The 25,294-nt window shown below is 38.4% G+C and carries 18 protein-coding genes; 11 read left to right on the forward strand and 7 right to left on the reverse strand.

Annotation, left to right across the window (positions count from 1 at the left end):
- Positions 1–951: 951 nt before the first annotated feature.
- Positions 952–1,626, reverse strand: a complete 675-nt coding sequence (locus ACHMWN_RS11925; RefSeq protein WP_397301268.1) for a LytR/AlgR family response regulator transcription factor — start codon at positions 1,624–1,626, stop codon at positions 952–954.
- Positions 1,623–2,687 (reverse strand): sensor histidine kinase, encoded by a 1,065-nt coding sequence (locus tag ACHMWN_RS11930; protein ID WP_397301270.1) that lies wholly within the window; start codon positions 2,685–2,687, stop codon positions 1,623–1,625. The genes ACHMWN_RS11925 and ACHMWN_RS11930 overlap by 4 nt, the downstream gene beginning before the upstream one ends.
- 178 nt (positions 2,688–2,865) lie before the next feature.
- Between ACHMWN_RS11930 and ACHMWN_RS11935 the strand changes: the two genes are divergently transcribed.
- A complete protein-coding gene (locus tag ACHMWN_RS11935; RefSeq protein ID WP_397301272.1) occupies positions 2,866–4,047 on the forward strand; it encodes a redoxin family protein in 1,182 nt (393 codons plus the stop codon).
- A 101-nt stretch (positions 4,048–4,148) separates the two neighbouring features.
- Here ACHMWN_RS11935 and ACHMWN_RS11940 read toward each other — a convergent pair whose 3' ends face one another.
- A complete protein-coding gene (locus ACHMWN_RS11940) occupies positions 4,149–5,039 on the reverse strand; it encodes a winged helix-turn-helix domain-containing protein (protein ID WP_397301275.1) in 891 nt (296 codons plus the stop codon).
- Positions 5,040–5,860: 821 nt separating this feature from the next.
- Between ACHMWN_RS11940 and ACHMWN_RS11945 the strand changes: the two genes are divergently transcribed.
- Complete coding sequence (locus tag ACHMWN_RS11945) at positions 5,861–6,418, forward strand: YceI family protein (protein WP_397301277.1); 558 nt, start codon at positions 5,861–5,863, stop codon at positions 6,416–6,418.
- 928 nt (positions 6,419–7,346) lie between these two features.
- Here ACHMWN_RS11945 and ACHMWN_RS11950 read toward each other — a convergent pair.
- The 4 genes from ACHMWN_RS11950 to ACHMWN_RS11965 form a co-directional block, all read right to left on the reverse strand.
- Entirely contained in the window at positions 7,347–8,447 is a 1,101-nt protein-coding gene (locus tag ACHMWN_RS11950; protein ID WP_397301280.1) for an NADH:flavin oxidoreductase, read from the reverse strand.
- 4 nt (positions 8,448–8,451) lie between these two features.
- Entirely contained in the window at positions 8,452–8,754 is a 303-nt protein-coding gene (locus ACHMWN_RS11955) for an ArsR/SmtB family transcription factor (protein ID WP_397301281.1), read from the reverse strand.
- 942 nt (positions 8,755–9,696) lie between these two features.
- Positions 9,697–10,227, reverse strand: coding sequence for a peptidoglycan-binding protein (locus ACHMWN_RS11960; RefSeq protein WP_397301283.1), 531 nt, complete (start codon positions 10,225–10,227; stop codon positions 9,697–9,699).
- A 732-nt stretch (positions 10,228–10,959) separates the two neighbouring features.
- A complete protein-coding gene (locus tag ACHMWN_RS11965; protein ID WP_397301285.1) occupies positions 10,960–11,571 on the reverse strand; it encodes a DUF6266 family protein in 612 nt (203 codons plus the stop codon).
- Between the two features lie 407 nt (positions 11,572–11,978).
- Here ACHMWN_RS11965 and ACHMWN_RS11970 point away from each other — a divergent pair, with 407 nt between their 5' ends.
- The 9 genes from ACHMWN_RS11970 to ACHMWN_RS12010 all read left to right on the forward strand — a co-directional run bounded on the left by ACHMWN_RS11970 (position 11,979) and on the right by ACHMWN_RS12010 (position 24,841).
- Complete coding sequence (locus ACHMWN_RS11970; RefSeq protein ID WP_397301286.1) at positions 11,979–13,088, forward strand: hypothetical protein; 1,110 nt, start codon at positions 11,979–11,981, stop codon at positions 13,086–13,088.
- A gap of 97 nt (positions 13,089–13,185) precedes the next feature.
- Entirely contained in the window at positions 13,186–13,443 is a 258-nt protein-coding gene (locus ACHMWN_RS11975) for a helix-turn-helix domain-containing protein (RefSeq protein ID WP_397301289.1), read from the forward strand.
- A gap of 116 nt (positions 13,444–13,559) precedes the next feature.
- Complete coding sequence (locus ACHMWN_RS11980) at positions 13,560–16,379, forward strand: type I restriction-modification enzyme R subunit C-terminal domain-containing protein (RefSeq protein WP_397301291.1); 2,820 nt, start codon at positions 13,560–13,562, stop codon at positions 16,377–16,379.
- Positions 16,379–18,325 carry a restriction endonuclease subunit S gene (locus ACHMWN_RS11985; RefSeq protein WP_397301293.1) on the forward strand — a complete coding sequence of 649 codons (1,947 nt, stop codon included), beginning with the start codon at positions 16,379–16,381 and terminating at the stop codon, positions 18,323–18,325. Before ACHMWN_RS11980 ends, ACHMWN_RS11985 begins: the two co-directional genes overlap by 1 nt.
- Before the next feature lie 11 nt (positions 18,326–18,336).
- Complete coding sequence (locus ACHMWN_RS11990; RefSeq protein ID WP_397301296.1) at positions 18,337–20,163, forward strand: DUF262 domain-containing protein; 1,827 nt, start codon at positions 18,337–18,339, stop codon at positions 20,161–20,163.
- A 4-nt stretch (positions 20,164–20,167) separates the two neighbouring features.
- Positions 20,168–21,700, forward strand: coding sequence for an N-6 DNA methylase (locus ACHMWN_RS11995; protein WP_397301298.1), 1,533 nt, complete (start codon positions 20,168–20,170; stop codon positions 21,698–21,700).
- 10 nt (positions 21,701–21,710) lie between these two features.
- Positions 21,711–22,007, forward strand: coding sequence for a hypothetical protein (locus tag ACHMWN_RS12000; protein ID WP_397301301.1), 297 nt, complete (start codon positions 21,711–21,713; stop codon positions 22,005–22,007).
- A gap of 249 nt (positions 22,008–22,256) precedes the next feature.
- Positions 22,257–24,098, forward strand: a complete 1,842-nt coding sequence (locus tag ACHMWN_RS12005) for an ATP-binding protein (RefSeq protein ID WP_397301303.1) — start codon at positions 22,257–22,259, stop codon at positions 24,096–24,098.
- 50 nt (positions 24,099–24,148) lie between these two features.
- On the forward strand, positions 24,149–24,841 hold the full coding sequence (locus tag ACHMWN_RS12010; RefSeq protein ID WP_397301305.1) for a response regulator: 693 nt from the start codon (positions 24,149–24,151) through the stop codon (positions 24,839–24,841).
- Positions 24,842–25,294 lie beyond the last annotated feature (453 nt).

Consider the following 25,294-nt stretch of genomic DNA (forward strand, 5'->3'; position numbering starts at 1 on the left):
ACAATCAAATTGCTCATAGCACAGTCCCAAGAGCGTAGGGCAGACAGGAACGGCGGGCCATGTGTAAGCCCAGAGCGTGGAAGCATCGTTCCTGACTTGATCTTTTGCATACTTTTCCATCAAGGGAAAAGTTTGATGCCCTCCGCGGCAAAGTGCGGACAAGAACAAGGTTGTTTTCTGTATGACTAGCCGATAGGCAATACTAATACTCTTCCTGCACAATCAAAGTGATTTAGCATAGGTCCAAAGAGCGTATGGCAGACAGGAACGGCGGGCCATGCGTTAGCCTAGAGCGTGGAAGCTTCGTTCCTGACTTGATCTTTTGCATACTTTTCCATCAAGGGAAAAGTTTGATGCCCTCCGCGGCAAAGAGCGGACAAGAACAAGGTTGTTTTCTGCATGACTAGCCGATAGGCAATACTAATACTCTTCCTACACAATCAAAAAGTTCTTGCACAGTCCAAAGAGCGTATGGCAGACAGGAACGGCGGGCCATGCGTTAGCCTAGAGCGTGGAAGCTTCGTTCCTGACTTGATCTTTTGCATACTTTTCCATCAAGGGAAAAGTTTGATGCCCTCCGCGGCAAAGAGCGGACAAGAACAAGGTTGTTTTCTGCATGACTAGCCGATAGGCAATACTAATACTCTTCCTGCACAACCAAAGTGATTTAGTACAGGTCCAAAGAGCGTAGGTTAGACAGGAACGGCGGGCCATGCGCTAGCCCAGAGCGTGGAAGCATCGTTACTGACTTGATCTTTTGCCTACTTTTCCATCAAGGGAAAAGTTTGATGCCACCCGCGGCAAAGAGCGGATAAACACCGTTCTATAAATGTGGGAGCTTACATGATCTTTTGCATAATTTACATCAACGGAAATTTTGTTACCACCGCGGCAAAAAGAGGATAACTGAAGGTTTTAACCCATAAGAGTTATGAATGTATTTCGGTAAGTTCAACTAATTAAACTCAAATTCGTCTTATACAGTTTTCCGATAGGAATAATCTCATCCCCAATCTGTAGAGTGGATTTACCAATGCTCCCAATTTTGCTTTTATTAACCAGGTATGACCGATGTATTCTAACGAATTTCTCTACAGGTAAAATTTCAATTAGATTTTTCATAGTCATATGCGTCATATATCGTCCACTTTGAGTATGTAACAATATGTAATCCTTTATAGATTGTGCATATAAAATAGCTAGATGATCTACTTTCATTAATTTCCCAGACACTTTAAAATAGGTATAATTCCGTATTTCATTAAGTGGTGTGGGTTGTAGTTTAAAAAGCTTTGCAAGGCTTTTGTCAAAGCGCTCTTGGGTAATTGGCTTAAGCAGATAATCAACAGCCTCTAAATCATAACTTGCAACAGCATATTCAGAAAAAGCGGTGGTAAAGATTACTGCTGGAGGATTTTTAAGAGATTTTAAAAAGTCAATTCCATTTACACCCGGCATTTTAACATCTAAAAATAGCAGATCAATTTGTTGTTGATGCAATATTTCAAATGCTTCAAAAGCAGTGCTACATTTCTTAACCAAGTTTAGCTGATCATTGGCATATACATAACCTTCTAAAATATCTTGCGCCAATGGTTCATCATCAACAATTAAACAATTTATCATTTCATTTCTAAGGTTAAGCTTACTTGATAAATTTTTCCATCATTCTGTATTTCCAATTTATGATTTTTCGGATAGAGGATCGCTAATCTTTTTTTAACATTTACCAATCCAATTCCGTCTGTATGTTGATTTGTTTTTGCAATGCTGTTCTTCACCTCTAGTATTAACTCTTCTCCAGTTTTACAAATAACAATGTTTACAAAACCTTCCTTTTCTTCTTCCTGAATGCCATGCTTAAACGCATTTTCTATAAATGGCAATAGTAACAACGGACTTATCTTGCTTTCATCATCTATGCCTTGCCTATCAAAACTAATCGAAATGGTAGATCGGTAGCGAATATGCTCAACTTCAACATAGTTTTTAATAAATTCGGTTTCATCCTTTAATGAAACCCATTTCTCATCGGCTTTGTACAAAATATAGCGCATCATTTCGGCGAGCTTAGCTACTAACGGTGCAGTAGCCTTATCTTGCTTCAATGCTAAACTATAAATATTATTCAAGGTATTAAAAAAGAAATGTGGCTGCAATTGTGCTTTTAAATAGGTTAATTCAGAAATGAGTTGTTGTTCTTTGAGTGTTTTTAACTGCTCGTTTTGCTTAGCGGAATGAATAAAATAAGCTAAAAAGCTAACCCCACACAGTTGTCCAATCATATAACTAAGCGTAAATCCTAACCGTTTTAAGTGATACCATTTTAGGGCGTCGTTTCTTATTTTATCAGAAAGAAACTCAAGATTTGAAATCAATACATATGTAGCCTTTTTATAAAAAAAATGAAATACTAAAAACAGCACAATAGTGACCAAAAAGGCCCAGAACTTATCTTTTTTTAAACTATACTGTAATGCACGATAAAATAACAGAAATGCAATGATGTTAAAAGTGCCATAAACCAAAGAAAATTCCACTTCTTGAATTGAAATCCCAGTATACTGATTTTCCCAGAAATTATATTCGAAACTAGAAAGTAAGCTTATGCCATAAAAATAAACCAAAAAGAAAATGATCTCTATTTTAGCGTACTTGGAAAGTTTAAAAGTAATGGCTGGCGGCATAGCAGCAAGGTAAAAATTATTTAGTAATCCGAATTTAGTTATCCTACCTTTTCGACTAAATCATATTTTTTTTCGACTAAAGTAGATTTTCCCCGTCGGTCGAATTAATGTAAGCTTTAGTCTAAATCAAAAAAAAGAGAACTTTCAAAGATTTACTTTTGAGTATAAATCTCAATCCATGAAACAGAATAGAACTTCAACTATCATTTTCGCACTCCTCATTTGTTCACTTCCTGCAATAGCGCAAACGCCCAATATAACTGATCATATTCTAATTTTCAACCAAGTGAATGAAAAGCTTGCCAGTTTGAAAACGGTAAAATATCAGTATTCAAGAGAATTTAATTATCCATCAGAAGGATATATTAGTAAAGCTGAAGGCGAAATGTATATAGATTTTGCTAAAGAAAATGACCTCGCAGGCATGAGATTTCAATATGAGGATACCCAAAGCTTTACGATCTTCAATAATGCCGAGCTATTTAATGGCAACAAAAAGAAACAAACACTAACAGTAACTCCAATAAAAGCCCAAAAAAATCTTGAGGGCAGATCTCCGCTTTACAATTCTATCGTAACACTAAGAAATGTGCTTCCCCTCATCATTAAAGATAAAAGTATTCAAAAGTCGGTTGCTGATACCTTAATTGATACTAAACGGTATCATGTGCTGCAGTTCTTTCTGCAAAACAAACTTTTTTCATACCTAGGGTTTGATTTTTCAAAAGTTACCAAGGAGCTTACATTTAACTATCGGATTATTGTAGATAAAAGTACCCTGTTGCCGTTAACTATTCTACAAACTACTGTTAGCACTCAAGATCTAAATCGAACTGACTTTACAGCAATTAATACGAACCCTGCAGCTGTGGCAGAAAGCTCATGGTTTTATTCTAGCTATTTAAACAACTACGCTATTGAAACTCCGAAAGTTCCGGTTGTGCCTATAAAAGTGGGTGAGATAGCCCCCGACTGGGAATTAACAAATTATGCCACCAACGAAAAAGAAACGCTTGCACAGCATAAAGGCAAACTAATTTTAGTAGAATTCTGGATCAAGAACTGTAGCTACTGTATTGAAGCTGCTCCTAAGCTAAATGGTCTTACTAATTTATATGGCAAGAAAGATTTCAAGATATTGGCCATAAATACAGAAGATAATAAGTACAATATTGGTGTATTTGTAGATAAGCATCCGGTTAACTACTCAATTTTATATGGAGATGACCCATCTGTAACTAAAAAATATGGTGTAGCTGGCTTTCCTCAAGTTGCGCTGATTGCTAAAAATGGCACAATCCTCTACTCCGGAGGGCTTGACATAGCCGCATTAAAACTGCTAATCGATAAAAACTTGTAGCCCCTATTTCTTTAAGCTGCCTAGGACGATCAACACTATGTAGCAGGTATTACCCGTGTCGAATTGATGAAATACATCAGTATTACGTGCAGCGATTCTTCTTAAACGTTAATCTCAAGCTTATAACCTTTCCCCCGTACCACTACAATTTGAACATTCGGATCAACTTCCAATTTCTTTCTCAATTTTGAGATAAACATATCCAAACTGCGACCTACAATAACCCCTTCATCTTCCCAAATCTCCTTTTGTAATCGACTTCTTTCGATGGTCTCGTTGGGGCGTAAAGCGAAAATGCGCAATACCCGCGTTTCGGTTTTGGTTAAATCCAATGAATTTCCGTCTATCAGGAGCATTCTATTCTTCCTATCGAATACCATTGACCCTAAAGTGAAGCGGTCAGCATGCTGATCATTCTCAGGCAAAGTTTTTTTCGGTTTAGCTCTCAAAAAGATAAAGCCAACAAAAGCTAACAGTGACAAACCTCCCAAGAAATACTCATTCTTTGCTAGCGCTATCCCTCTTGGCTTAAATTTAATGTTGATTGTATAACAAGTTTTGGGTTGCTTTCTTCCTATACAAGCTACAATATCATCTTTTCTATTTTTAGAAATCGCGTATCCATACACTACACTATCCATTTTACAGTTCAGCACATTAACCACATAATCACTTGTGAGTGGGTCTTTGATCAGCAAATTTCTAATCGTATTGACCAATACCACTGGCTGAAAGGTAAGGTCGTTCTCAAAGCTGATCTGGTATTCATTATCGGCAATCTTTTTTATGGGCATCACTCTCGATGTACTATCGCCCGACTGCAACAAGAGTTCATCGCCAATCTTGCGGAGCAAAACTTCTCTTCTTGAACTATCGAAATCGTTCTTATCCTCCATACGGAAAGCTACACAGGTAACAACGATGAATATACATACGATCGAACCGAATAAGTATTTACGTTTTCCAGAAGGGAAATTTCGACGATTAAACATGTGTCAAGTTTTAATTTACAAAGTTTACATTTTTATTTACAATCCAAATTCGCTGTTTAGAGGTTACCCAAGTACTTTCGCTGCAGCTGCAATTCATCAAATGAGCCGTGCAACAAATGTCAATATTAACTATAAATTATGAAATACGTACATCAATAATGCTGAGTTGTGGTAGTGAGACACCAGGCGATAGGGTAAGGGTTTACTTTTAATAAACCTTGTCATTCCGACTTTGGAGGAATCTATAGAACTATTGCATGACAGATCCTTCGCTGCGCTCAGGATGACAAAAAGAGTCCCCAAGAGCGTAGGGCCGACAGGAACGGCGGGCCATGCGTAGCCCAGAGCGTGGAAGCATCGTTCCTGGCTTGATCTTTTGCATACTTTTCCATCAAGGGAAATTCAGTTGCCCCGCGGCAAAGAGCGGAAATGATGGAGGGTTTAGCATCGTTATAGCTTGATCTTTTCCATAATTCCCATCAAGGGAAATTTTGTTGCCCTCTGCGGCAAAGAGCGGATATGAATAAGGTTTTTAATTTAGAAACCTTGAGTAGGAAATAAGAAAGGTAGCTCGCTTCTATCTCATTCTTAGCAGATCAAATTGTTCTTTGCACATTCCAAAGAGCGTAGGGCCGACAGGAACGGCGGGCCATGCGTAGGGCTGAAGCGTGGAAGCATCGTTCCTGGCTTGATCTTTTGCTTACTTTTCCATCAAGGGAAAAGTCAGTTGCCCCCCGCGGCAAAGAGCGGAACAACTAGAGGGTTTTAACTCGATAGGCAAATTATGTAATCATTTAACATTAACCATATCATTTAAAAACATGAACTACAAACCAACCACCATCAACCTCCTCCTCATCACATCATTACTCTTCGCTTGTGGCAGACCAGTAAAAGATGAAAAGAAAGATAGTAATACTGAATCAGTAAACCCCGTAACCTTACACGTTGGAGATGAAAAATACTGGAGCGTAGACACAAAAGAAAGTGTGGTAGGCTGGAAAGGCGCTATGCAAATTGGTGCAAATGCGCACACAGGTTACGTCTATATCTCAAAAGGAGAATTGAAGCTAGAGAATGATAAATTGGTAGGCGGTACAGTAGAGGTCGACATGAATACCATAGAAGATCATAACCATGGGAAAAGCAATGGATTGATTAACCATTTAAAAAACCCTGATTTTTTTGATGTCAAGAATTTCCCTACCGCAACGATCACCATTACCGACGTTGCCCCAATTAATGAGGAAACGATAAAAATTACAGCAAACCTCAGCATTAAAGGCATCACACGATCCGTTACTTTTGCAGTCAACCTAAAAGTGAAGAATGGAATTGCAAATGCCAATGGCAAGCTCATCATCGACCGAACAGAGTGAGGTATCAGCTATAAATCAGGAAAGTTCTTGGAGAACTTAGCAGATAAAACCATTTCCGATTCCATCGAATTCGATATTAAAATCGTCGCAAAGAAATAATTAATACACTTGTCATTCCGACTTTGGAAGAATCTTTTAGAACTATTGCATGACAGATCCTTCATTGCGCTCAGGATGACAAAAGGAGGTAAGGAGCGGAACGATGAAGGGTTTTAACTTTAGAATACTAACACCCTTTCCGCACAATCAAACTGTTCTTAGCACAGGTCCAAAAAGCGTAGGGCCGACAGGAACGGCGGGCCATGCGTTAGCCTAGAGCGTGGAAGCTTCGTTCCTGGCTTGATCTTTTGCTTACTTTTCCATCAAGGGAAAAGTCAGTTGCCTCCGCGGCAAAGAGCGGAAAGATGATAGATATTTCGGCAGATGAAACACCAGTCGATCGGAAATGTATTAGAACTACTACATGACAGATCCTTCACTACGCTCAGGATGACAAAAGGAGGTAAGGAGCGGAACGATGAAGGGTTTTAACTTTAGAATACTAACACCCTTCCCGCACAATCAAATTGTTCTTAGCACAGTCCAAAGAGCGTAAGGCAGACAGGAACGGCGGGCCATGCGTAAGCCCAGAGCGTGGAAGCATCGTTCCTGACTTGATCTTTTGCTTACTTTTCCATCAAGGGAAAAGTCAGTTGCCTCCGCGGCAAAGAGCGGACACGATGAAAGGCTTAGCTTCATTCCTGACTTGAACTTTTTCATAATTCCCATCAAGGGAAATTCACTTGCCCCCGCGGCAAAGAGCGGAAATGAATAAGTTATTTCGACAGGTGACACACCAGCCGATAGGCAACGTTAACGTATTCCTAATTGAACGAAAAAAGCCCCTTTCTACTTTTGCAAAAAGGGGCTTTTGTGAGTTTAAGAAAAATTATACCAATTCCATTAACGCTTCTTTACTGAAACCTCTCAATTCTTCTGCACGATTATTTTTAATTTTTTCTACCCAGTCTGCGTCTGCTAACAATGGGCGACCAACGGCAACTAAATCAAAATCACCGCGATCCATTCTGCGAACCAGTTCATCTAAGGGACTAGGTTGAGAACTTTGACCAGCAAAAGCACCAAAAAAGTCGCCATCTAAACCAACAGAGCCAACAGAAATAGTGGCTTTGCCTGTTATTTTCTTAGCCCAGCCTGCAAAATTTAAATCAGAACCTTCAAATTCTGGCTCCCAGAAACGACGTTGCGAACAATGGAAAATATCAATTCCAGCATCTGCTAAAGGCGTTAACCATTGCTCCATTTCATTTTCATTTTTAGCCAACTTAAAATCATATGCAGAGGGTTTAAACTGCGATAAACGAATAATTAAGGCAAAATCTTCACCAACACGTTTACGTACTTCTTTAATTACCTCCACACCAAAACGTGTACGCTCAGCCAAGGTTTTTCCACCATAAATATCGGTACGCGTATTCGTAGCATCCCAAAAAAACTGATCGATTAAATATTGGTGCGCACCATGGATCTCTACCGTATCAAAACCTAAAGCTTTTGCATCGGCAGCTGCCTTACCGAAAGCTGCAATAGTATCAGCAATTGCCGAATCTGTCATGGCTACCCCGTTTTCAAATCCTGGACTATTAAAAGATGATGGGCCTTCAAATGGAGCACTTGGTAACCAACCAGAAGCATGATTTGCGTGAATGCCCTGATGCCATATTTGGGGACCCATTTGCCCTCCCGCTGTATGAACAGCGTTGATTACTTTTTGCCAACCAGCCAATGCCTCATGGCCATAAAAATGGGGGATGTTCGGATCTGCAGATGAAGACGGGCGATCAATAACTGTTCCTTCAGATAAGATTAACCCTACCTCACCAGCAGCTCTTTTTGCATAATATGCAGCAACATCGTCAGTAGGCACACCACCTGGAGAAAAAGATCTCGTCATTGGGGCCATTACGATTCTATTTTTTGTGTTTAATGTTTTTAAGCTAAATGGCTTAAATAAACTAGTTGTATTCATATGTTTATAATTCTGTATTGATGATTTTACTTAAATTTTCTAACCCTTTTTTATTGCGTTTGTAGTACGTCCATTGTCCAACTCGGGTAGCGCAAACCAAATCTGCTCTCTGTAAAATAGAAAGGTATTCGGAAATGGTACTTTGAGATAAGCCCGCTTTTAGTTGGATTTGGCCAACACAAACCCCAATATTCTCAAAATCTACTGGTGAATGATCTGGAAAATTCTCGGCAGGCGCTTTAAGCCAACTCAAAATCTGTAATCGTGTTTTGTTAGATAAGGCTTTAAATATTTCTACTTGATCCATACTGCAAATGTATATCGACTTTTCCCGATATACCAATGAAAAGATCAAACTTTACACTAAAATGTAAAATGTAGTACCAACTTGCCGCACTATCAAATTGTTCTTTGCACAGTTCCAAAGAGCGTAGGGCCGACAGGAACGGCGGGCCATGCGTAAGCCCAGAGCGTGGAAGCATCGTTCCTGGCTTGATCTTTTGCTTACTTTTCCATCAAGGGAAAAGTCAGTTGCCCTCCGCGGCAAAGAGCGGATATGATTAAGGTGCTCGGCGGGTGGACACCAGTCGATAGAAAACTGTTGCATGACAGATCCTTCGCTACGCTCAGGATGACAAAAAGAGGCAAATACTGTAACGATAAAGGGTTTTAGCTTAGAGAACTGATGCGATAAGAATGACTTGCTATTTATTCAGCACTATCAAACTGTTCTTTGCACAGGTCCAAAAAGCGTAGGGCCGACAGGAACGGCGGGCCATGCGTAAGCCCAGAGCGTGGAAGCATCGTTCCTGGCTTGATCTTTTGCTTACTTTTCCATCAAGGGAAAAGTCAGTTGCCCCGCGGCAAAGAGCAGATATGATTAAGGTGCTCGGCGGGTGGACACCAGTCGATAGAAAACTGTTGCATGACAGATCCTTCGCTACGCTCAGGATGACAGATAGCCAAATCATGATTAACAATAAAAGGTGGCCACTAATTTTTGTACAATCAAACTGTTCTTTGCACAGGTCCAAAAAGCGTAGGGCAGACAGGAACGGCGGGCTATGCGTAAGCCCAGAGCGTGGAAGCATCGTTCCTGGCTTGATCTTTTGCATACTTTTCCATCAAGGGAAAAGTTTGTTGCCCCCGCGGCAAAGAGCGGATATGACTAAGGGTTTTTATTAAACATATGAAACACCATCAGATAACAAAAAACCCTCTCCAATTAAGGTGAGGGTTTTTTATTAAACTACTTTACTGGCAACCACCTCGCATACACCGCAATCAACCTCCGATGTCGCCATTTCCGATACACCCCATCACCATCACTACTTCCATTTCCATTGGTATTCCCTTCAATAGAAATTACCCAATCGCTGTGTGTACGTTCTATCAAACCACAATGCACAATGCGTCTTTTTTCAGCCGAATACAAACCTAACACATCCCCCGGTTGGGGCGACTTTGTTTGTCTCCCGATGGGAAATAAAGCAGGGGACCATGCCGTTTGCGGCTGTCGGTATCCTGCCCGACCAAAAACCCAGCTTACAAAAGCAGCACACCAAGAGTTGCCCTCTTTTAAATGGGTATACGCTAAATATTGTTTAACCTGTGCACCATGATTATTTAAGCCGGTTTCTTTCACACCCAATTGTGAAGTAGCAATAGCCACCACTTCCTGTTGCGCTGTGGGTTGCCTTAGCAAATGGCGATTAGGCATCCCGTTGCCGAGAGCACCAATACAGCATAAAAGGCCAAATATAATACGTGTTGTTGCCATGGCGTAAGTGAGGTTAAAGTGGTGAACTGATTTTCTGCGACTAGTAAGGTAAAATGTAGGTACGCCCGTTTGCTCATGAGCAGGGCGCAACTCAGTACCAGCAACCAGCACACCAGCGCTACTACAATCAGTTGTAAAATGCCAGCATCAAGTACCCCCGCTAGGGGATAAAAGAAGTGAATCAATTTGGGGGTAACTAGCCATACCGTGGCCAATACCAGAAATAGCCATTTCAACAAGGCTATGTTTTTGAAGAGTGTAGGTACTCTTTGTAAGATTGTGTTCATTGTTTTTTAGTTGAGGGAATGCGAAGCAAACCCAGGTGAATAGTATATTAGTTTTTGTGAATTCGATTAAGACAACTTCGAATAGCAAACACATTGTTTGTGCTTAAACATTGATTTTTGAGACACATTTATGGTTCTGTCGCTTCGCGGACAAACTTTATTCATTAGGAAGTTGTTTTTTAATGGTAATCATGCTTTCGCAAGCTCAGGTTTCCTGTAGATGAAAAAGTATGCAAAAACTCCACGGCTGCGCCCTGTTCTATTAAAGTCAGAAGCTGAGCAAATTTCTGCATCCCGAACAGGCCAAGGCCGATTTTAGTAGCACAAAAGGATCTGCTTAGGCCTTAGAAGTTGCTTAAATAGCGAAATGCTTATCCAAATTCACATAATAATCGGCGGCGCTACGCCATTCATGTAGCCCTAGCCACCGCCGATTATCCTGTTATTACAACACCGTTACTGTGCCTAAATACACACTAGTAGCTGCGTTCTTGCCATTGGCCGATAGATACCCCATGTAGCAATGCACCACATCGTTGGTAAATTCGGCTGGAACAACTATAGCAGCAGCACCCACTAATCTGGTAAAGGAAAGATCAGTTACGTACAGCTTTTTAGTCGCGTTATAGATGAGTAAAATGGCTTTATCATCTATTGCACTTAGGGTAGTGCCTGCATTGTTTTCCCACACAAAATCTACCACGCCAGCATTTGTAGCTGTTACAGCGGCATTTTTTGCACCTAGCAACTCACCTTTAGAAATGACTACTTTCGTAAAGTCGAGGTCTAAATTGGGCATGATCCCCGTTACCGCTTCCTGAATGTGGTAGGCTGTGGCTAAATTAAACTTCGACTTGTTGCCTTGAGCTGTTCCAAAGGCTTGCTCTAAAATGCCTTTAATTGGCGATAGAAATCCAATCGTTAGCGCAAATTTAATGCGTTGCTCTGCCTGAATTTCGGTTGGCATTTTGTTGCTCTTTTTAGGTAAGCTGCGCATTACGTCTAAGTTTCTCCAACTAGAACCAATCACGTTGCCTATTTTTCCTGAGAAATCCACCTAGGATTCCTTTTTTAAATGTTCCCATTTTTCTTTGTTTTTTAAAGGGTTATAAAATCTGTTAAACTTCGAGTGTCGACAACGAATGTTCAACGAAAGTAGGGCGGCTAAAACGGATAAAAAAGTGTTTGGCGCTGCATGTCCGAAGATGTCCGAAGATGTCTGGTTTAGTCAGTGAAAAAGTAGAGTTCTCCTAGACTTCGCCTAGGTTTGTTCTGGTATTGTTCTGCTCAAACGCGGTTTTCTAGGAGAAATGTAGGAGCAATCTGGGAGCAGACTAGGAGGTAGCGATATGTTAAAATATGTTAGATTCCTGGAGCCTGTGTGAAAAAAAATCAATTATTGAGTAGTTTAGGTGTAAAGCCCTCATCCCAGCTTTTAAGTACGACCATCTAGATGAGGGGTTAATGAAGGAACAATTAAGAGAAATGACGGTGTTGATACAGCAATCAACACAACCGGATGTAAATTATGCTGATCTTGCCTTGCAGGTTAAAGAACGTTGTCTCCAGGTATTGGAGCTGCTGACTGCAAAAGTATTGGAAAGTGATTCTGCAGCTCAAACTACGCCGTATATCTGTCAGGTGCACCTTACTTTAGTAGGGATGTGCAATACGCTATACGAATTGCCGCAACCTATAAGCGCAACCGCATTGCTCATCACACCGTTGCAACAGGTGATTGATACCATAGAGCAGCACCATTCAGGTAAGCTGGATGCACAAAGTACCGTGAGTCATGTCAAACTAAAAAGTTTACAGCATACCCTCGAGGCTAAGAAAAAAGCGCTGATGGTGTATTTCAGGAAGCATCGGGTAGCAAAGAAATTAATACTCCTGTTGGCGAAATACCAGCAGTCGATCCAGAAAATGCAAGAAATGTCGCATGCGCAGTACCAGTACATCCATAGGGTGTTAACGGAATTGGAAGCAATACAATTTAAACACGCACAACTAAGCAGTAGCCATCACCTCATTTTACTGCTTATCCGACTTAATTTTAACCATTTGCCCTTTATGGTGTATTGCAAAAGTTTGCATACGAAAGAATTGGATCAGGCAACTTGTAAAATAGCCAAGCTAAATGTGTTGAAGGCACAATTAAAAACCATTCGCTTAATTCACCCGAAACCGGGCTATGCCTTAGAAGCAGCATCTGCCAGTGTAATTGAGGTATTGAGTGCCTGGATTGTAGAAGAGCGAATTTGTATGGAAATGACACAGGAGATTGAACCGCTTGAAACGATGCGCCACACCGATAGCGAAAAAATAGCCTTGAACTTATCGGTAGATCAGTTGGCCTTATTGATCAAATTGTTTAAAGAGCAAGAAATCTTTAAAGACATTGAACCTTCTAAATTATTAAAATTTTTCATCAGCAATTATACCACGGTAAAGGGGAAAGACATCTCTTTTGAAAGTTTACGAAACAAGTATTACAATGCCGAAAGCAGTACCGTTAGCCATGTAAAAGGCAAATTAATAAACATGATCAACGCCTTAAATAAGCTCAAATAGGACTAAACATATCTGAGGAGTTGCAGGTGATAGTGCAACCCGTGTAACCTGTGAGGCCGTTAGTAATCATTTCTATTTGTGGTCTAAATACGAGCATATGGAAGACTTAACCATACAAGAACAGTTACAGCAAATGCTGTTCATGCAACAACACATCATGATCCTACTAGAACACTTACATGGCCATGCAGGGAACGATGACGAATGGTTGGATAACAACGACCTCTGCCGCCAATTAAAAATAACAGAGCGTACCCTCTATCGTTGGCGCAAGCAAGGGCTCATTAAACCGGTAGTGATTGGTGGTAAATGTTATTACCATAAAAAGATGATGGAACGGTTGGAGAAGGGGTGATTGTGTTATTTAGTTAAAAAGGTAGATATTAATTCGTGTTTAGTAGGAGATTACACTAATTCTTAACATATTTAATTATTATATTGCAAGCCAACTAAACTCAGAATAAAAAATTAATGCCTAACGAACTCAATCAAAATCCCGAACAACAAGCTCGCGATAAGATAGATGCTATGCTACGTTTAGCAGGATGGAACGTTCAATCCAAAAGGGATATTGATTTTAGTGTGGGTGTGGGAGTTGCGGTTAGAGAGTACCAAACGAGCGTTGGCCCTGCTGATTACATTCTATTTGTCAATCAAAAACCTTTAGGATTAATAGAGGCTAAAAGAGAAGATGAAGGCCATCGTTTGACGGTGGTAGAAGAGCAATCAAAAGAGTATGCTCTTGCGAAGTTAAAAGCATTAGTAAATGCCGAACCGATTAAATATGTTTACGAAAGCACTGGTATAGTTACTCGTTTTACGGATTACACAGACCCAAAGCCAAGAGGGAGAAATGTTTTTAGCTTTCATAAGCCGGAAACTTTATTGGAATGGAGCAAACGGGGAAAAAGTTTAAGAGGAAGGTTTGCGGATTATCCTGTCTTAGATGAAACAGGTTTACGTCCAGCGCAGATTATTGCTATTAATAATTTAGAGAAATCTTTTAAAGGCAACCGTCCGAAAGCTTTAATACAAATGGCGACAGGTGCAGGTAAAACCTTTACCGCCGCTACATTAATTTACCGCTTACTAAAATTTGCAAAGGCTAAACGAATTTTGTTTTTAGTCGATACCAAAAACTTAGGTGAACAGGCTGAGCAGGAGTTCAGAGCGTACCAACCGCAGGATGATAACCGCAAGTTTACAGAACTGTACAATGTGCAGCGATTGACTTCCAGTTATATCGCCGATGAAAGTCAGGTGTGTATTTCTACCATTCAGCGGATGTATTCTATTTTGCAGGGCGAGGAAATGGATGAGGACGAAGATGTAGTCAATCCCAATGAAAATTCTTCTTGGATAGAAAAACAGTTGGCAAAAAAAGATGCTATTCCGGTTGCTTACAATCCAAAAGTGCCCATTGAGCAATTTGATTTTATTATTATTGATGAATGCCACCGTTCTATTTATAACCTTTGGAAACAGGTTTTAGATTATTACGATGCTTTTTTGGTGGGCTTAACCGCAACGCCTGATAAAAGAACCTTTGGTTTCTTTAATGAAAATGTAGTGAGCCAATATACTTACGAAGAATCGGTGATTGATGGCGTGAACGTTCCTTACGATGTTTATCTTATTGAAACCGATATTTCCACCAAAGGAGCTTTGATAGAAAAAGGCTGGTTTGTGGACAGAAGAGATAAGCTTTCAAGAGCTAAACGTTGGCAACAGGAAGATGAAGACACCGCTTATCTGCGCAATGATTTAGATAAAAAAGTAGTCAACATCAGCCAAATCAGAACGATTATTACGGCTTATAAAGACGCGTTGAGAAAAGATATTTTCCCGAATCGTTTTGATGAAAATGGCGAGTATGAAGTGCCTAAAACTTTGGTCTTTGCCAAAACCGACAGCCACGCTGATGACATCATCAACATCATCAGAGAAGTATTTGATGAAGGCAATGATTTCTGTAAAAAGGTAACCTATAAAATTGAAGAAGACCCAAAATCGGTGCTGAACCGTTTCAGGAACGACTATTATCCCCGTATTGCCGTTACGGTAGATATGATTGCGACCGGAACCGATGTAAAACCTTTGGAGGTCTTGCTGTTTATGCGGGATGTAAGAAGCATCAATTATTTTGAACAAATGAAAGGACGTGGTACCCGTACCATTTCTGCCGATAAATTAAAACTGGTCACCAAAACTGCCGATGCTAAAACACATTTCGTGATTGTAGATGCAGTGGGCGCCACAAAATCTAAAAAGACCGACAGCCGTCCGCTGGAACGTGCGCCAACCATTCCCTTAAAAGATTTGTTGCAGGCCGTTACAATGGGTGTGCAGGAAGAAGATGTGTATCTTTCTTTGGCTAACCGACTCATCCGTTTGGAAAAACAACTGACAGATGCCGAAAAAGAGAAAATACAGGAACTAGCAAAAGGAAAAAGCTTAAAACAGATGACTCGCGAACTGATTGAAGCTTTTGATGCTGATGTGATTGCCGATAAAGCAAATGCCATCATTGCACAAATCCCGATGGATGAACGTACGCCTGCAAAAGAAGAACAAGCCAGAGCAGAAGCGCAGGAAGCATTGCTGAAAACAGCATCTTTAACTTTTAACGGCAAGCTGAACGACCATATCGATAATGTGCGCAAACAGCACGACCAAATTATCGACCATATCAATCTGGATGAAGTGACAAAAGCAGAATGGGACACTGAATCTGTGGATAAAGCCAAAGCCTTGATTAACGATTTCAGTGAGTACCTGAAAGCTAATAAGGACGAAATACATGCGCTGAGTATTTTCTACGACCAGCCTTACAACCGCCGCAACATTACTTTTAAAATGATAAAAGAAGTAATGGATAAACTGAAACTGGAAAAACCGCTGTTGGCTCCGGCTCACGTTTGGAGTGCTTATGCAGGTATAGAAGAAGTGAAAAGCGATTGCCCGAAAGATGAACTGACGGCATTGGTTTCTTTGATTAGAAAAGTGTGTGGCATAGATGAAGAACTGAAACCTTTTGATAAAACCATTGACGAAAATTTTAAGCGTTGGATTTTTGCACAAAATGCCGGACAGCACAACCGCTTTAGCACCGAGCAAATGGAATGGCTGCGAATGATAAAAGACCACATTGTAAGTTCGTACCATATTGAGCTGGATGATTTAGATTATAACCCGTTTGACAGCAAAGGCGGAAGAGGAAAGATGTACCAATTATTTGGTAACGAGATGGATAGTATTATTAATGAATTAAATGAAGCGTTAGCTGCATAATGAGAGAAGATTGGGAAATTGTACAATTAGGAAGTTTGGCGGATTATTATAATGGAAGAGCATTTAAGCCAAGTGAATGGAAAACGAAAGGTAAAGAGATTATAAGAATTCAAAATTTAAATAATCCTAAAGCACCTTATAATTACACAGAAGAACTATATGAAGATAGATATAAAATTCAACACGAAGATTTATTATATGCATGGTCAGCTTCTTTAGGAGTATATCTTTGGAAAGGTCAGGATGCGTGGTTAAACCAACATATTTTTAAAGTAGTTGAAAAGCCTTGTACAGTTAAATTATACCTATTTTATTTACTGGATAAGATTACAGTAGAGCTTTACGCTAAGGCGCATGGCTCAGGAATGGTTCACGTTACAAAAGGAAAATTTGATGCCACACTAGTACCACTTCCACCCCTTCCCGAACAACGAGCCATTGTTAAAAAATTAGAAAGTTTATTTAGCAGTTTAGATGCCGGTATTGCCGATTTAAAAAAAACACAACAGCAATTAAAAATTTACAGACAAGCGGTTTTGAGAAAATCGTTGGATGCCAAGAAAAGAGTTTCAATTTCTGAATTAATACAAAATTTAAGTCAAGGTTGGAGTCCTAAATGTTTAAGTGAAAATGTAGAAAATGATGAAGAATGGGCTGTAATAAAAACAACGGCAATTCAACACGGTGAATTTCTTCCTTATGAAAATAAAAAATTACCAAAAGATTTAGAGCCAAGAGAACAGCATCAAATCGAAGTTGGAGATATACTAATAACCCGAGCTGGACCAAGAATTAGAGTTGGGGTTTGTTGCTTAGTAAGAAAAACTAAGCTTAAGCTTATAAATTGTGATAAAGTTTATCGAATAAAATTAAAAGATACTGTGGTTTTGCCAGAGTATTTTGAACTTGTATTGAATAGTCCAGATTATCTTAAATTAATAAATGACATTAAAACTGGTAGTAGTGATAGTGGATTGAATTTAACTCAAGATAGATTTTTAAAATTAGAAATTCCTTTGCCCTCAATTAAAGAACAAATTGAAATAATTAAACAAATCGAATCCCGTTTATCCGTTTGTGATTCCATAGAACAAAACATCAAAGAAAGTTTAGAAAAAGCAGAAGCCTTGCGCCAAAGCATTCTTAAAAAAGCATTTGAAGGTAATTTGTTAACTGCACAAGAATTGGCAGAATGTAAACAAGCTGCAGATTATGAACCTGCAAGTATGTTGCTGGAGCGAATAAAAGCGGAGCAGAACAAAGCAACAACTAAACCAAGTAAAAAGAAAGCGGTTCAACCTTTAGTTGTGGCTAAAACAGAAACTCCGGTTGCAAAAATATCAGCAGATATTCACGCAGGTTTAATAGCCAAAGTGATTAAAATTCACGAGGAAAATCCTACATCAATAGATAATTTAAGTCACATCAAATGTGAGAAGATCGCCCATTTGGTTGAATATCATTTACAGATTCCTTTGGGCAGACAGCCTGTAAAAGATGCTGCAGGTCCGGATGATTATCCGCACTTAAAGAGCGTTGAATCTCGGGCTAAGAAAGCAGGTTTTTTTAATATAGTAAAGAAACCTATAGGCTATTCCTATTCATCAGCAAATAATTCAGATAAAGTTATTGATAAATTCCAATCAACACTTTCAGATAAAAAGAATAAACAATTAAATGATTTAATTACGTTGTTTCTAAATTTCGATTTAGAAGTCTCAGAAATTATTGCCACCACTTACGCAGGATGGAACAATCTTATTCTTAATGGAAATTCAAATCCATCAGATGAAGAAATTGTATATGAATCAAGAGAAAACTGGTCAGAACGAAAGTTAAAGATTGCAAGAGAACGCTTTTTCAAAGCGATTGATTGGATGCGCAAAAATGAAATAGTACCAACAGGTTATGGGGCGGTGGTTCCTTTTCCGAAAAAGAAGAAGTAAACTAAAATATTATGAATGTTGTACCAAAAGATTTTACATTACATGCATTGTTACATAATCCTAATGAGCAATTTTTAATTCCTTCATATCAAAGAAGATACGCTTGGAGGTATCCACAACAAGCAGCGCTATTTAGAGACATTGATATGTTATTAGATAATGATGGTCATCTATTCGGAATGCTGATACTGCATACTGGCATATATAAAGGTGGACTTAATACGGTTGATATTGTAGATGGTCAGCAAAGATTAACAACAACCACAATTTTGCTTAAAGCTGTCATGGATAAATTTAAAGAATTAAATTTTGAGTTTGAAGCCACGCAAATCGCTCAATTATTATATTGTGGAGACTACAATAAAAAAGAAAAAAGAAAATTAGTATTGGGTGATTTAGACGAGCCAGATATGGACTTTTTGTTTAAAAATAATTTAGATAAAATTAAAAATCATAGAATTCTTGAAGCACATCAAACTTTTAAAGATTTCATTGATGACGGTATCACAGAAGAAGGGACAGATTGGTTGCTACAATATTTTCATAAATTTGTACACACTGCAAAAATCATCAGATTAGATGTTCCTTTAGCAAAAGATGCTTACAAATTATTTGAAACCATTAATAATAGAGGTTTACGATTATCATCAACGGATATTTTAAAGAACTTCATCTTAGGTCATACAGCAAAGATAGATGATGAAACTTTAGCGAAATCAAAGGAACTATGGGCAGAATTAATCACAAATTTAGATGGTATTAACTCTGATGACTTTTTTAGGCAATACGTTTCTAGTCTTTATACACGAAAAATTTCTAAAACAAAATTGATTGAAGAATTCAAGAAGCATTATTTTAAAAATGTAAAAGATGTTGAAAAGCTCGGAGAGTACATGTACAATTATGGTGTCATTGAAGAAGAATCTATGGATGATGAAAATAGTGATGAAGAAAGTACAAAAATAGAAGATACTGTTGAGCTAAATAGAGAAAAAGCAGAAATTAAAGAAAAGTCAACGAGAGTTTCAGTACCAGATTATCTTCAAAATATTGTAAATGCAAGTAAATGTTATAATAAAATAATATTTGCAAAATTTGAAGATAAAAAAATTAATCAGTTGTTACTTGATTTAAAGTCAATTAAATCATTTCCATCCTATATATATTTGATGCATTTTCTACAATTTGAGCATATTGACAGAAAAGATAAATTAAAAGTTTTGAGAATGATTGCTGCTTTAATGTTAAGAAGACACGTTGTAGGAAGAAGTACTGCATATAACGATGATATCTTTGCAAATTTATTAAGATTAGAAAATGATAAAGATAATTATTTGGATAAAATCAAAGAATCTTTATTAGAAGATTATCCAGATGACGAAGAGTTTGAAGATCGTTTTGCAGTTCACGAATTGAAAGAACGAGTAATTGATCGAGCACGTTATATTTTAACTCAAATAGAATACCATACAACTGGTAATACTAAAGAACTTTCAATTAGTGGAACAGAGGATGTCCATGTAGAACATATTATTCCGAAAACTATAAACACACAGAAATCTAAAAAGGAATTTGGAGACTGGATGGAATATTTACCTGGTAAGGTAACTTTAGAGCATAAGAAAAGAGTAAATAGAATAGGTAATATGACATTGTTCTCTGGCATATTAAATATTAAAGTAAGTAATAATCCATTTTTAGACAAAAGGAAAGAATATAAAAATTCTAATATCCAGTTGACAAAAAAACTTTGTGAATACAAATATTTCAAGTTCAAAGATTTGGATAACAGAGGAAAGGAATTAGCAAAAATTGCTAAAGAAATCTGGAAATTTTAAGATCATGACAGAAGCAGCAATAGTATCAAAAATATGGAACTTGGCGAATGTAATGCGCCACGATGGAGTTGGTTATGGAGATTATCTTGAACAGATCACCTATCTGTTATTTCTTAAAATGGTGGATGAATTAAATAAACCACCCTATAGTAGAAATCTAAAATTACCACGACTTAAAGATGTAGAAGGTAAAGAAGTAGAAGGAGCCGAAGTTTGTTCGTGGGAGAATTTAACTTCAAAGAACGGTGCAGAACTGGAGTCTTTTTACATTCAGGCATTGCGTTCACTCGGTACAGAAAAAGGGATGTTGGGGCAAATCTATGTAAAGAGCCAGAATAAAATACAGGACCCATCTAACCTGCAGCGTATCATCACCATGATTGGCAAAGAAGACTGGAGTATGATGGGCGCCGACGTGAAAGGAACCATTTATGAAGGTTTGTTGGAAAAGAATGCAGAAGATACCAAATCTGGAGCAGGACAGTATTTTACCCCTAGAGCTTTAATCAGAACGATGGTAGCCTGTGTACAGCCAAAACCTATGAAAACGGTGATCGACCCAGCTTGTGGTTCGGGCGGTTTCTTTTTAGCCGCTTATGATTGGCTGACTGAAAACAATAAATTAGACAAAGACGAAAAGGTATTTTTAAAAAACAGCACATTTCACGGCAATGAAATTGTGGCGAGTACTCGCCGTATGTGCTTGATGAATTTATATCTCCACGGTATAGGTGAGATAGATGCAGAACCATTAGTTAAATCAAATGATGCACTGATTGCAGCTGAGAGCCAAACCTACGATTATGTGTTGGCTAATCCGCCTTTTGGTAAAAAAAGTGGTATGACTGTGACCAACGAAGACGGCGATATTGAGAAAGAAGACATCAGTTATAACCGTCAGGATTTTTGGGAAACTACCAGTAACAAACAACTGAACTTTTTGCAACACATCAAATCTTTGATGAAAATTAATGGTGAAGCAGCAGTTGTATTACCCGACAACGTTTTGTTCGAAGGCGGAGCCGGAGAGGAAATCAGAAAGCAATTATTAAAAACAACAGAACTGCATACTATTCTACGTTTGCCAACAGGTATTTTCTATGCCAATGGTGTAAAGGCGAATGTGTTGTTCTTCAATAACAAACCCGCCAATAAAGAGGCGTGGACAAAAGAAGTTTGGTTTTATGATTATAGAACCAACGTTCATCACACCCTAAAGAAAAAGCCTTTAGCAGAATCTGACTTATCAGATTTTGTAAAATGCTACAATTCTTCGAACATCAATAAACGTAAAGAAACCTGGAGCGAAGAAAATCCCGACGGTCGCTGGAGAAAATACAGTTATGATGAAATCATTGCCCGTGATAAAACCAGTCTGGATATCTTTTGGGTCAAAGACCAAAGCTTAACCGATTTGGACAATTTGCCTGACCCCGATGTCTTGGCATTGGAAATTATTGATAATATTGAGGCAGGTTTAGCAAGTTTTAGAGAGATAGTAGGGGAGTTGGAAAAGAATGAAGAGGTTACATCTTAACTTATTAGCAATGTATACAAAGACACATCCTGCAATTAGTTTTGCTGAATTTCGGGCATTGGTAATACCATTAAAAGGTTTTAAAAGTTTAACCGGTAAAGAGTATGCAGTATTAGGAATACAAGAAAACGAAATGCATTTCATACGAAAATCTACCAATAAAAAATGGTCAATGAATTTAGAAAGTGTTCACCATGCTTATTTAGCGCTTACTGATTTCAAAACAGAAAATTTTAGACCATATGTACCCCGAACCCATTCGCCCGCTTTAGGACTGCTATTGCATCTTGATTTATTAAAAAGGTAGATTATCATAAATGTTAGAAAAAGCCTGCCCAACCCCTTGCTTAGTTTCAATAAAGTATGTGCTTTCTGAAAATGTTATTAGGTATACAAAACTAAAAACTAGATTAGCTCAACCTTGAAAATTATCGCTATCATAAATTCTGCTTGTATACCATCCACAATCGGGTAAAAAAAATAAAGTTTCCTTCAATTAATAGAACTTTTTGCGATCCAAAATTTCTTTTTTATCTTTAAAATTTAGCTGGAATACTTGAAAAATATCTGTTTATCCCTTATTTGTGCCTTTATTTTCTCTTTTGCCCATGGCCAAGTGCCTAAAAATGGGTATGCTAAAGGTAAGGCCTTAGATTCTATTTGGTCTGCTTACCGTTTTAAAAAAGAGCAGCGAGAAAACATCGTTCAACAACTCCTAAAGCAGTACCAAGAAACCAATGACAAGGAACTAAAGGCATTTGCCGAATTGTTACAGTTTGCTGGTAAGTTGAAAAAGGAGGTTAATTTAGCCGAAACATTTATCACTAAGATTGAAAAGAAATACCAACCATTTCCAAATACAAAGGCAAGGGCTTATCAAATTATTGGGTACCATTATTTTGTAGGCGACAATAACTACGAAAGGGCTTTCGATTTCTATTTGCAGTTGGAAAAAACGGTTGACTTGTATGGGCCAACAACAATTACCGATTATTCGAATTACTGTGCCGAAATTGCTTCGGCCTATTATAAGTTTAAAAATTATAAAAAAGCGGTAGAATTAGGCAAAATGGGCGTGAAGTATGCTAGCGACAAGTGGGACTTTTATAACACTATTGGCTTATGTTATCTAGAATTGGGACAGCCTGATTCGGCACTATTTTACTTGAAACAAGCCGTGAATGAAAGCAAACTTAAAAAGAAGCAAGATATTTACCGAACCATCTCATTAGGCAATATGGGCAATGCCTATTACCTGCAAAAAAAGTTCGATTTGGCTAAGCCCTTATTAAAGATCGATTTGAAAGGGGCACTCCGTATTGATGATAAAGGTTTGGCGGTTGGGTCTGCAATTCCTTTGGCCGATATTTATTTGAACGAGAAAAACTTTAAGGCTGCGGCAGACTTGCTTCAAATGGCTAGGGATTACATTGCGCAGAGTAAACAGTTTCATCGGCTAGAGAAATTTTATCCCATACGTAGCAAGTATTATGAACTGCAGGGCAACACGAAGTTGGCTTTTGCAGATCGAGATTCGGCAATGAAGGCCATTAGACGAAACGATTCTGTGTTTAATAGTTTGTTGGTAATGCGGGCCCAGCAGCGTACCGATATGGCAAAAGTTGCTGAGGAAAAGAATAAATTAGAGAATTATAGGAGAATTTCGCAACTGCGTTTTTGGGCAGTATGTATTATTTTGGTGCTGATTGCCGTAGGGGTAGTGGTAGTGATTCGGTATAAAAGTCGTTTGGAAAAAGATAGAAAGCAAATTGAAGAGCTAAACAAGATGCTCGTTTTGAGGCAGCGGTTGAGTGCAGATATGCACGATGACATTGGAAGTATGTTGAGTAGTATATCGCTGTATACACACTCTTTACTCATGCTGCCTCAACCTGATCCGCACAAAATAACGTTAGAAAAAATAAAGAAGAAAGCCCAAAATATACAGGAGAGTGTAAATGATATTATTTGGAGTGTAAACCCCGACATGGATGAGGTTACACAGGTAGTAGCTCGAATGCGTAGTTTTGGCGCAGATATGACCGAACATGCTCGAAAAGCGTTTGAGTTTACAGTTGATGAGGAAGTAATGCACTTACAGATGGACATGTCTTTACGTCGTAATTTGTATTTGATTTACAAAGAAGTAATGAACAATGCGGTTAAATATAGCCAAGCCCAGCAAATTAGTGTGAAGTTGGTGTATACCGATGCGCAGTTTAGCATGGATGTGGTAGATGATGGTGTTGGGTTTGTGCAAACTAAGAGTCGTAAAGGAAATGGCTTAATTAATATGCAACGTAGGGCAGCCGAAATGAAAGGGAAATTACACGTTTTTAGTGGTATAGGGAAAGGAACTCATGTTAACCTAGTTTTTCCATTGGTTGCGCATAGCTAAATTTAGCTATTGTTCAGTTTTTAGAATTCGCTAATTTTGATTTTTAATACATGGGTGGCGATCTAATGCTTTGCCCCACTAAACACACCTTAAACCTTACCGTATTGGGAAAGAAACGAATTATTATTTTTGATGATGATGATGCACGAAGAGATAGCCTTTCGATGTTGCTAAACATGTGCCCTGATATGGAATGTGTGGGTGCATTTGAGAATGCAGCCAATGCCTCGAAACAGGTAAAAGCAACCCAGCCAGATCTAATATTAATGGACATGGATATGCCTTTGGTAAATGGCGTGGATGGTACGCGTGACATCAAGGCAAATTACCCCAATTTGCCCATTATTATACAAACTGTTTTAGATGATGACCACCATATTTTTGAGGCCATTAAAGCTGGAGCAGATGGGTATCTATTAAAAACAACTGCTCCTGAAAAATTCTTAGAACAGTTGCGTGAAGCCTTAGAAGGTGGAGCACCAATGACGGGTACTGTGGCCATTAAGGTATTGCAATTTTTTAGAAAGGAGCCTCAAAATTTAGTGTATAACTTGAGTAATCGCGAAAAAAGCATCTTGAAGTTACTGGTAGAAGGACATAGTTATAAGATGATTGCTGTGAAGAGCGATATAGCTTATTTTACGGTATGTAATCACATTAAAAAAATATACGATAAGTTGCATGTGAATAGTGCCACCGAAGCAGTCAGCTTAGCTATTCAACAAAGATTGGTTAACTCTTAACTTGTTTTCTATCTCACCTTACACTCCACAACAATGCTGTTGCGATAAACTTAGGTAGTCTTTTTTATTGACAAAGCCTGATGAATTCTTAGCCAGCGCTACACTAGCGCAAATGGATGGGTAACTGAAAAATCTTAACATAGAGGGTTAGTTAATGTGTTTAACAAAAATAGCTATAATTAGCTATTGCGGTGTTTTGATATTTGTTTTTTATTTGTGTGGGTAGTTGGAAAAGTTCATCCACCTAAAATTAACACATATAATTAACGAACTCAAATAGCTCATTATCCCGTGAAAAAGGTGAGCCTTTTTTACTAAAGCTTTCATTTATGGAATCTAAATTAACACTACACTCATTCTTGTTTTTTGCTACAGCATTAACAACTCAATTCAGGAACAATTTCTCTGGGACTTTGCTCCAAGTTTAGGTATTTAATCCTGTTTCTTGCAATT

The sequence above is a fragment of the Pedobacter sp. UC225_61 genome, assembly GCF_044452285.1.
Lineage (GTDB): Bacteria > Bacteroidota > Bacteroidia > Sphingobacteriales > Sphingobacteriaceae > Pedobacter.

Excerpts from the sequence above, each read along its gene's own strand:
- ACHMWN_RS11925 (WP_397301268.1), bottom strand. The coding sequence starts at position 1,626 with ATGATAAATTGTTTAATTGTTGATGATGAACCATTGGCGCAAGATATT.
- ACHMWN_RS11930 (WP_397301270.1), bottom strand. The coding sequence starts at position 2,687 with ATGCCGCCAGCCATTACTTTTAAACTTTCCAAGTACGCTAAAATAGAG.
- ACHMWN_RS11935 (WP_397301272.1), top strand. The coding sequence starts at position 2,866 with ATGAAACAGAATAGAACTTCAACTATCATTTTCGCACTCCTCATTTGT.
- ACHMWN_RS11940 (WP_397301275.1), bottom strand. The coding sequence starts at position 5,039 with ATGTTTAATCGTCGAAATTTCCCTTCTGGAAAACGTAAATACTTATTC.
- ACHMWN_RS11945 (WP_397301277.1), top strand. The coding sequence starts at position 5,861 with ATGAACTACAAACCAACCACCATCAACCTCCTCCTCATCACATCATTA.
- ACHMWN_RS11950 (WP_397301280.1), bottom strand. The coding sequence starts at position 8,447 with ATGAATACAACTAGTTTATTTAAGCCATTTAGCTTAAAAACATTAAAC.
- ACHMWN_RS11955 (WP_397301281.1), bottom strand. The coding sequence starts at position 8,754 with ATGGATCAAGTAGAAATATTTAAAGCCTTATCTAACAAAACACGATTA.
- ACHMWN_RS11960 (WP_397301283.1), bottom strand. The coding sequence starts at position 10,227 with ATGGCAACAACACGTATTATATTTGGCCTTTTATGCTGTATTGGTGCT.
- ACHMWN_RS11970 (WP_397301286.1), top strand. The coding sequence starts at position 11,979 with ATGAAGGAACAATTAAGAGAAATGACGGTGTTGATACAGCAATCAACA.
- ACHMWN_RS11975 (WP_397301289.1), top strand. The coding sequence starts at position 13,186 with ATGGAAGACTTAACCATACAAGAACAGTTACAGCAAATGCTGTTCATG.
- ACHMWN_RS11980 (WP_397301291.1), top strand. The coding sequence starts at position 13,560 with ATGCCTAACGAACTCAATCAAAATCCCGAACAACAAGCTCGCGATAAG.
- ACHMWN_RS11985 (WP_397301293.1), top strand. The coding sequence starts at position 16,379 with ATGAGAGAAGATTGGGAAATTGTACAATTAGGAAGTTTGGCGGATTAT.
- ACHMWN_RS11990 (WP_397301296.1), top strand. The coding sequence starts at position 18,337 with ATGAATGTTGTACCAAAAGATTTTACATTACATGCATTGTTACATAAT.
- ACHMWN_RS11995 (WP_397301298.1), top strand. The coding sequence starts at position 20,168 with ATGACAGAAGCAGCAATAGTATCAAAAATATGGAACTTGGCGAATGTA.
- ACHMWN_RS12000 (WP_397301301.1), top strand. The coding sequence starts at position 21,711 with ATGTATACAAAGACACATCCTGCAATTAGTTTTGCTGAATTTCGGGCA.
- ACHMWN_RS12010 (WP_397301305.1), top strand. The coding sequence starts at position 24,149 with ATGGGTGGCGATCTAATGCTTTGCCCCACTAAACACACCTTAAACCTT.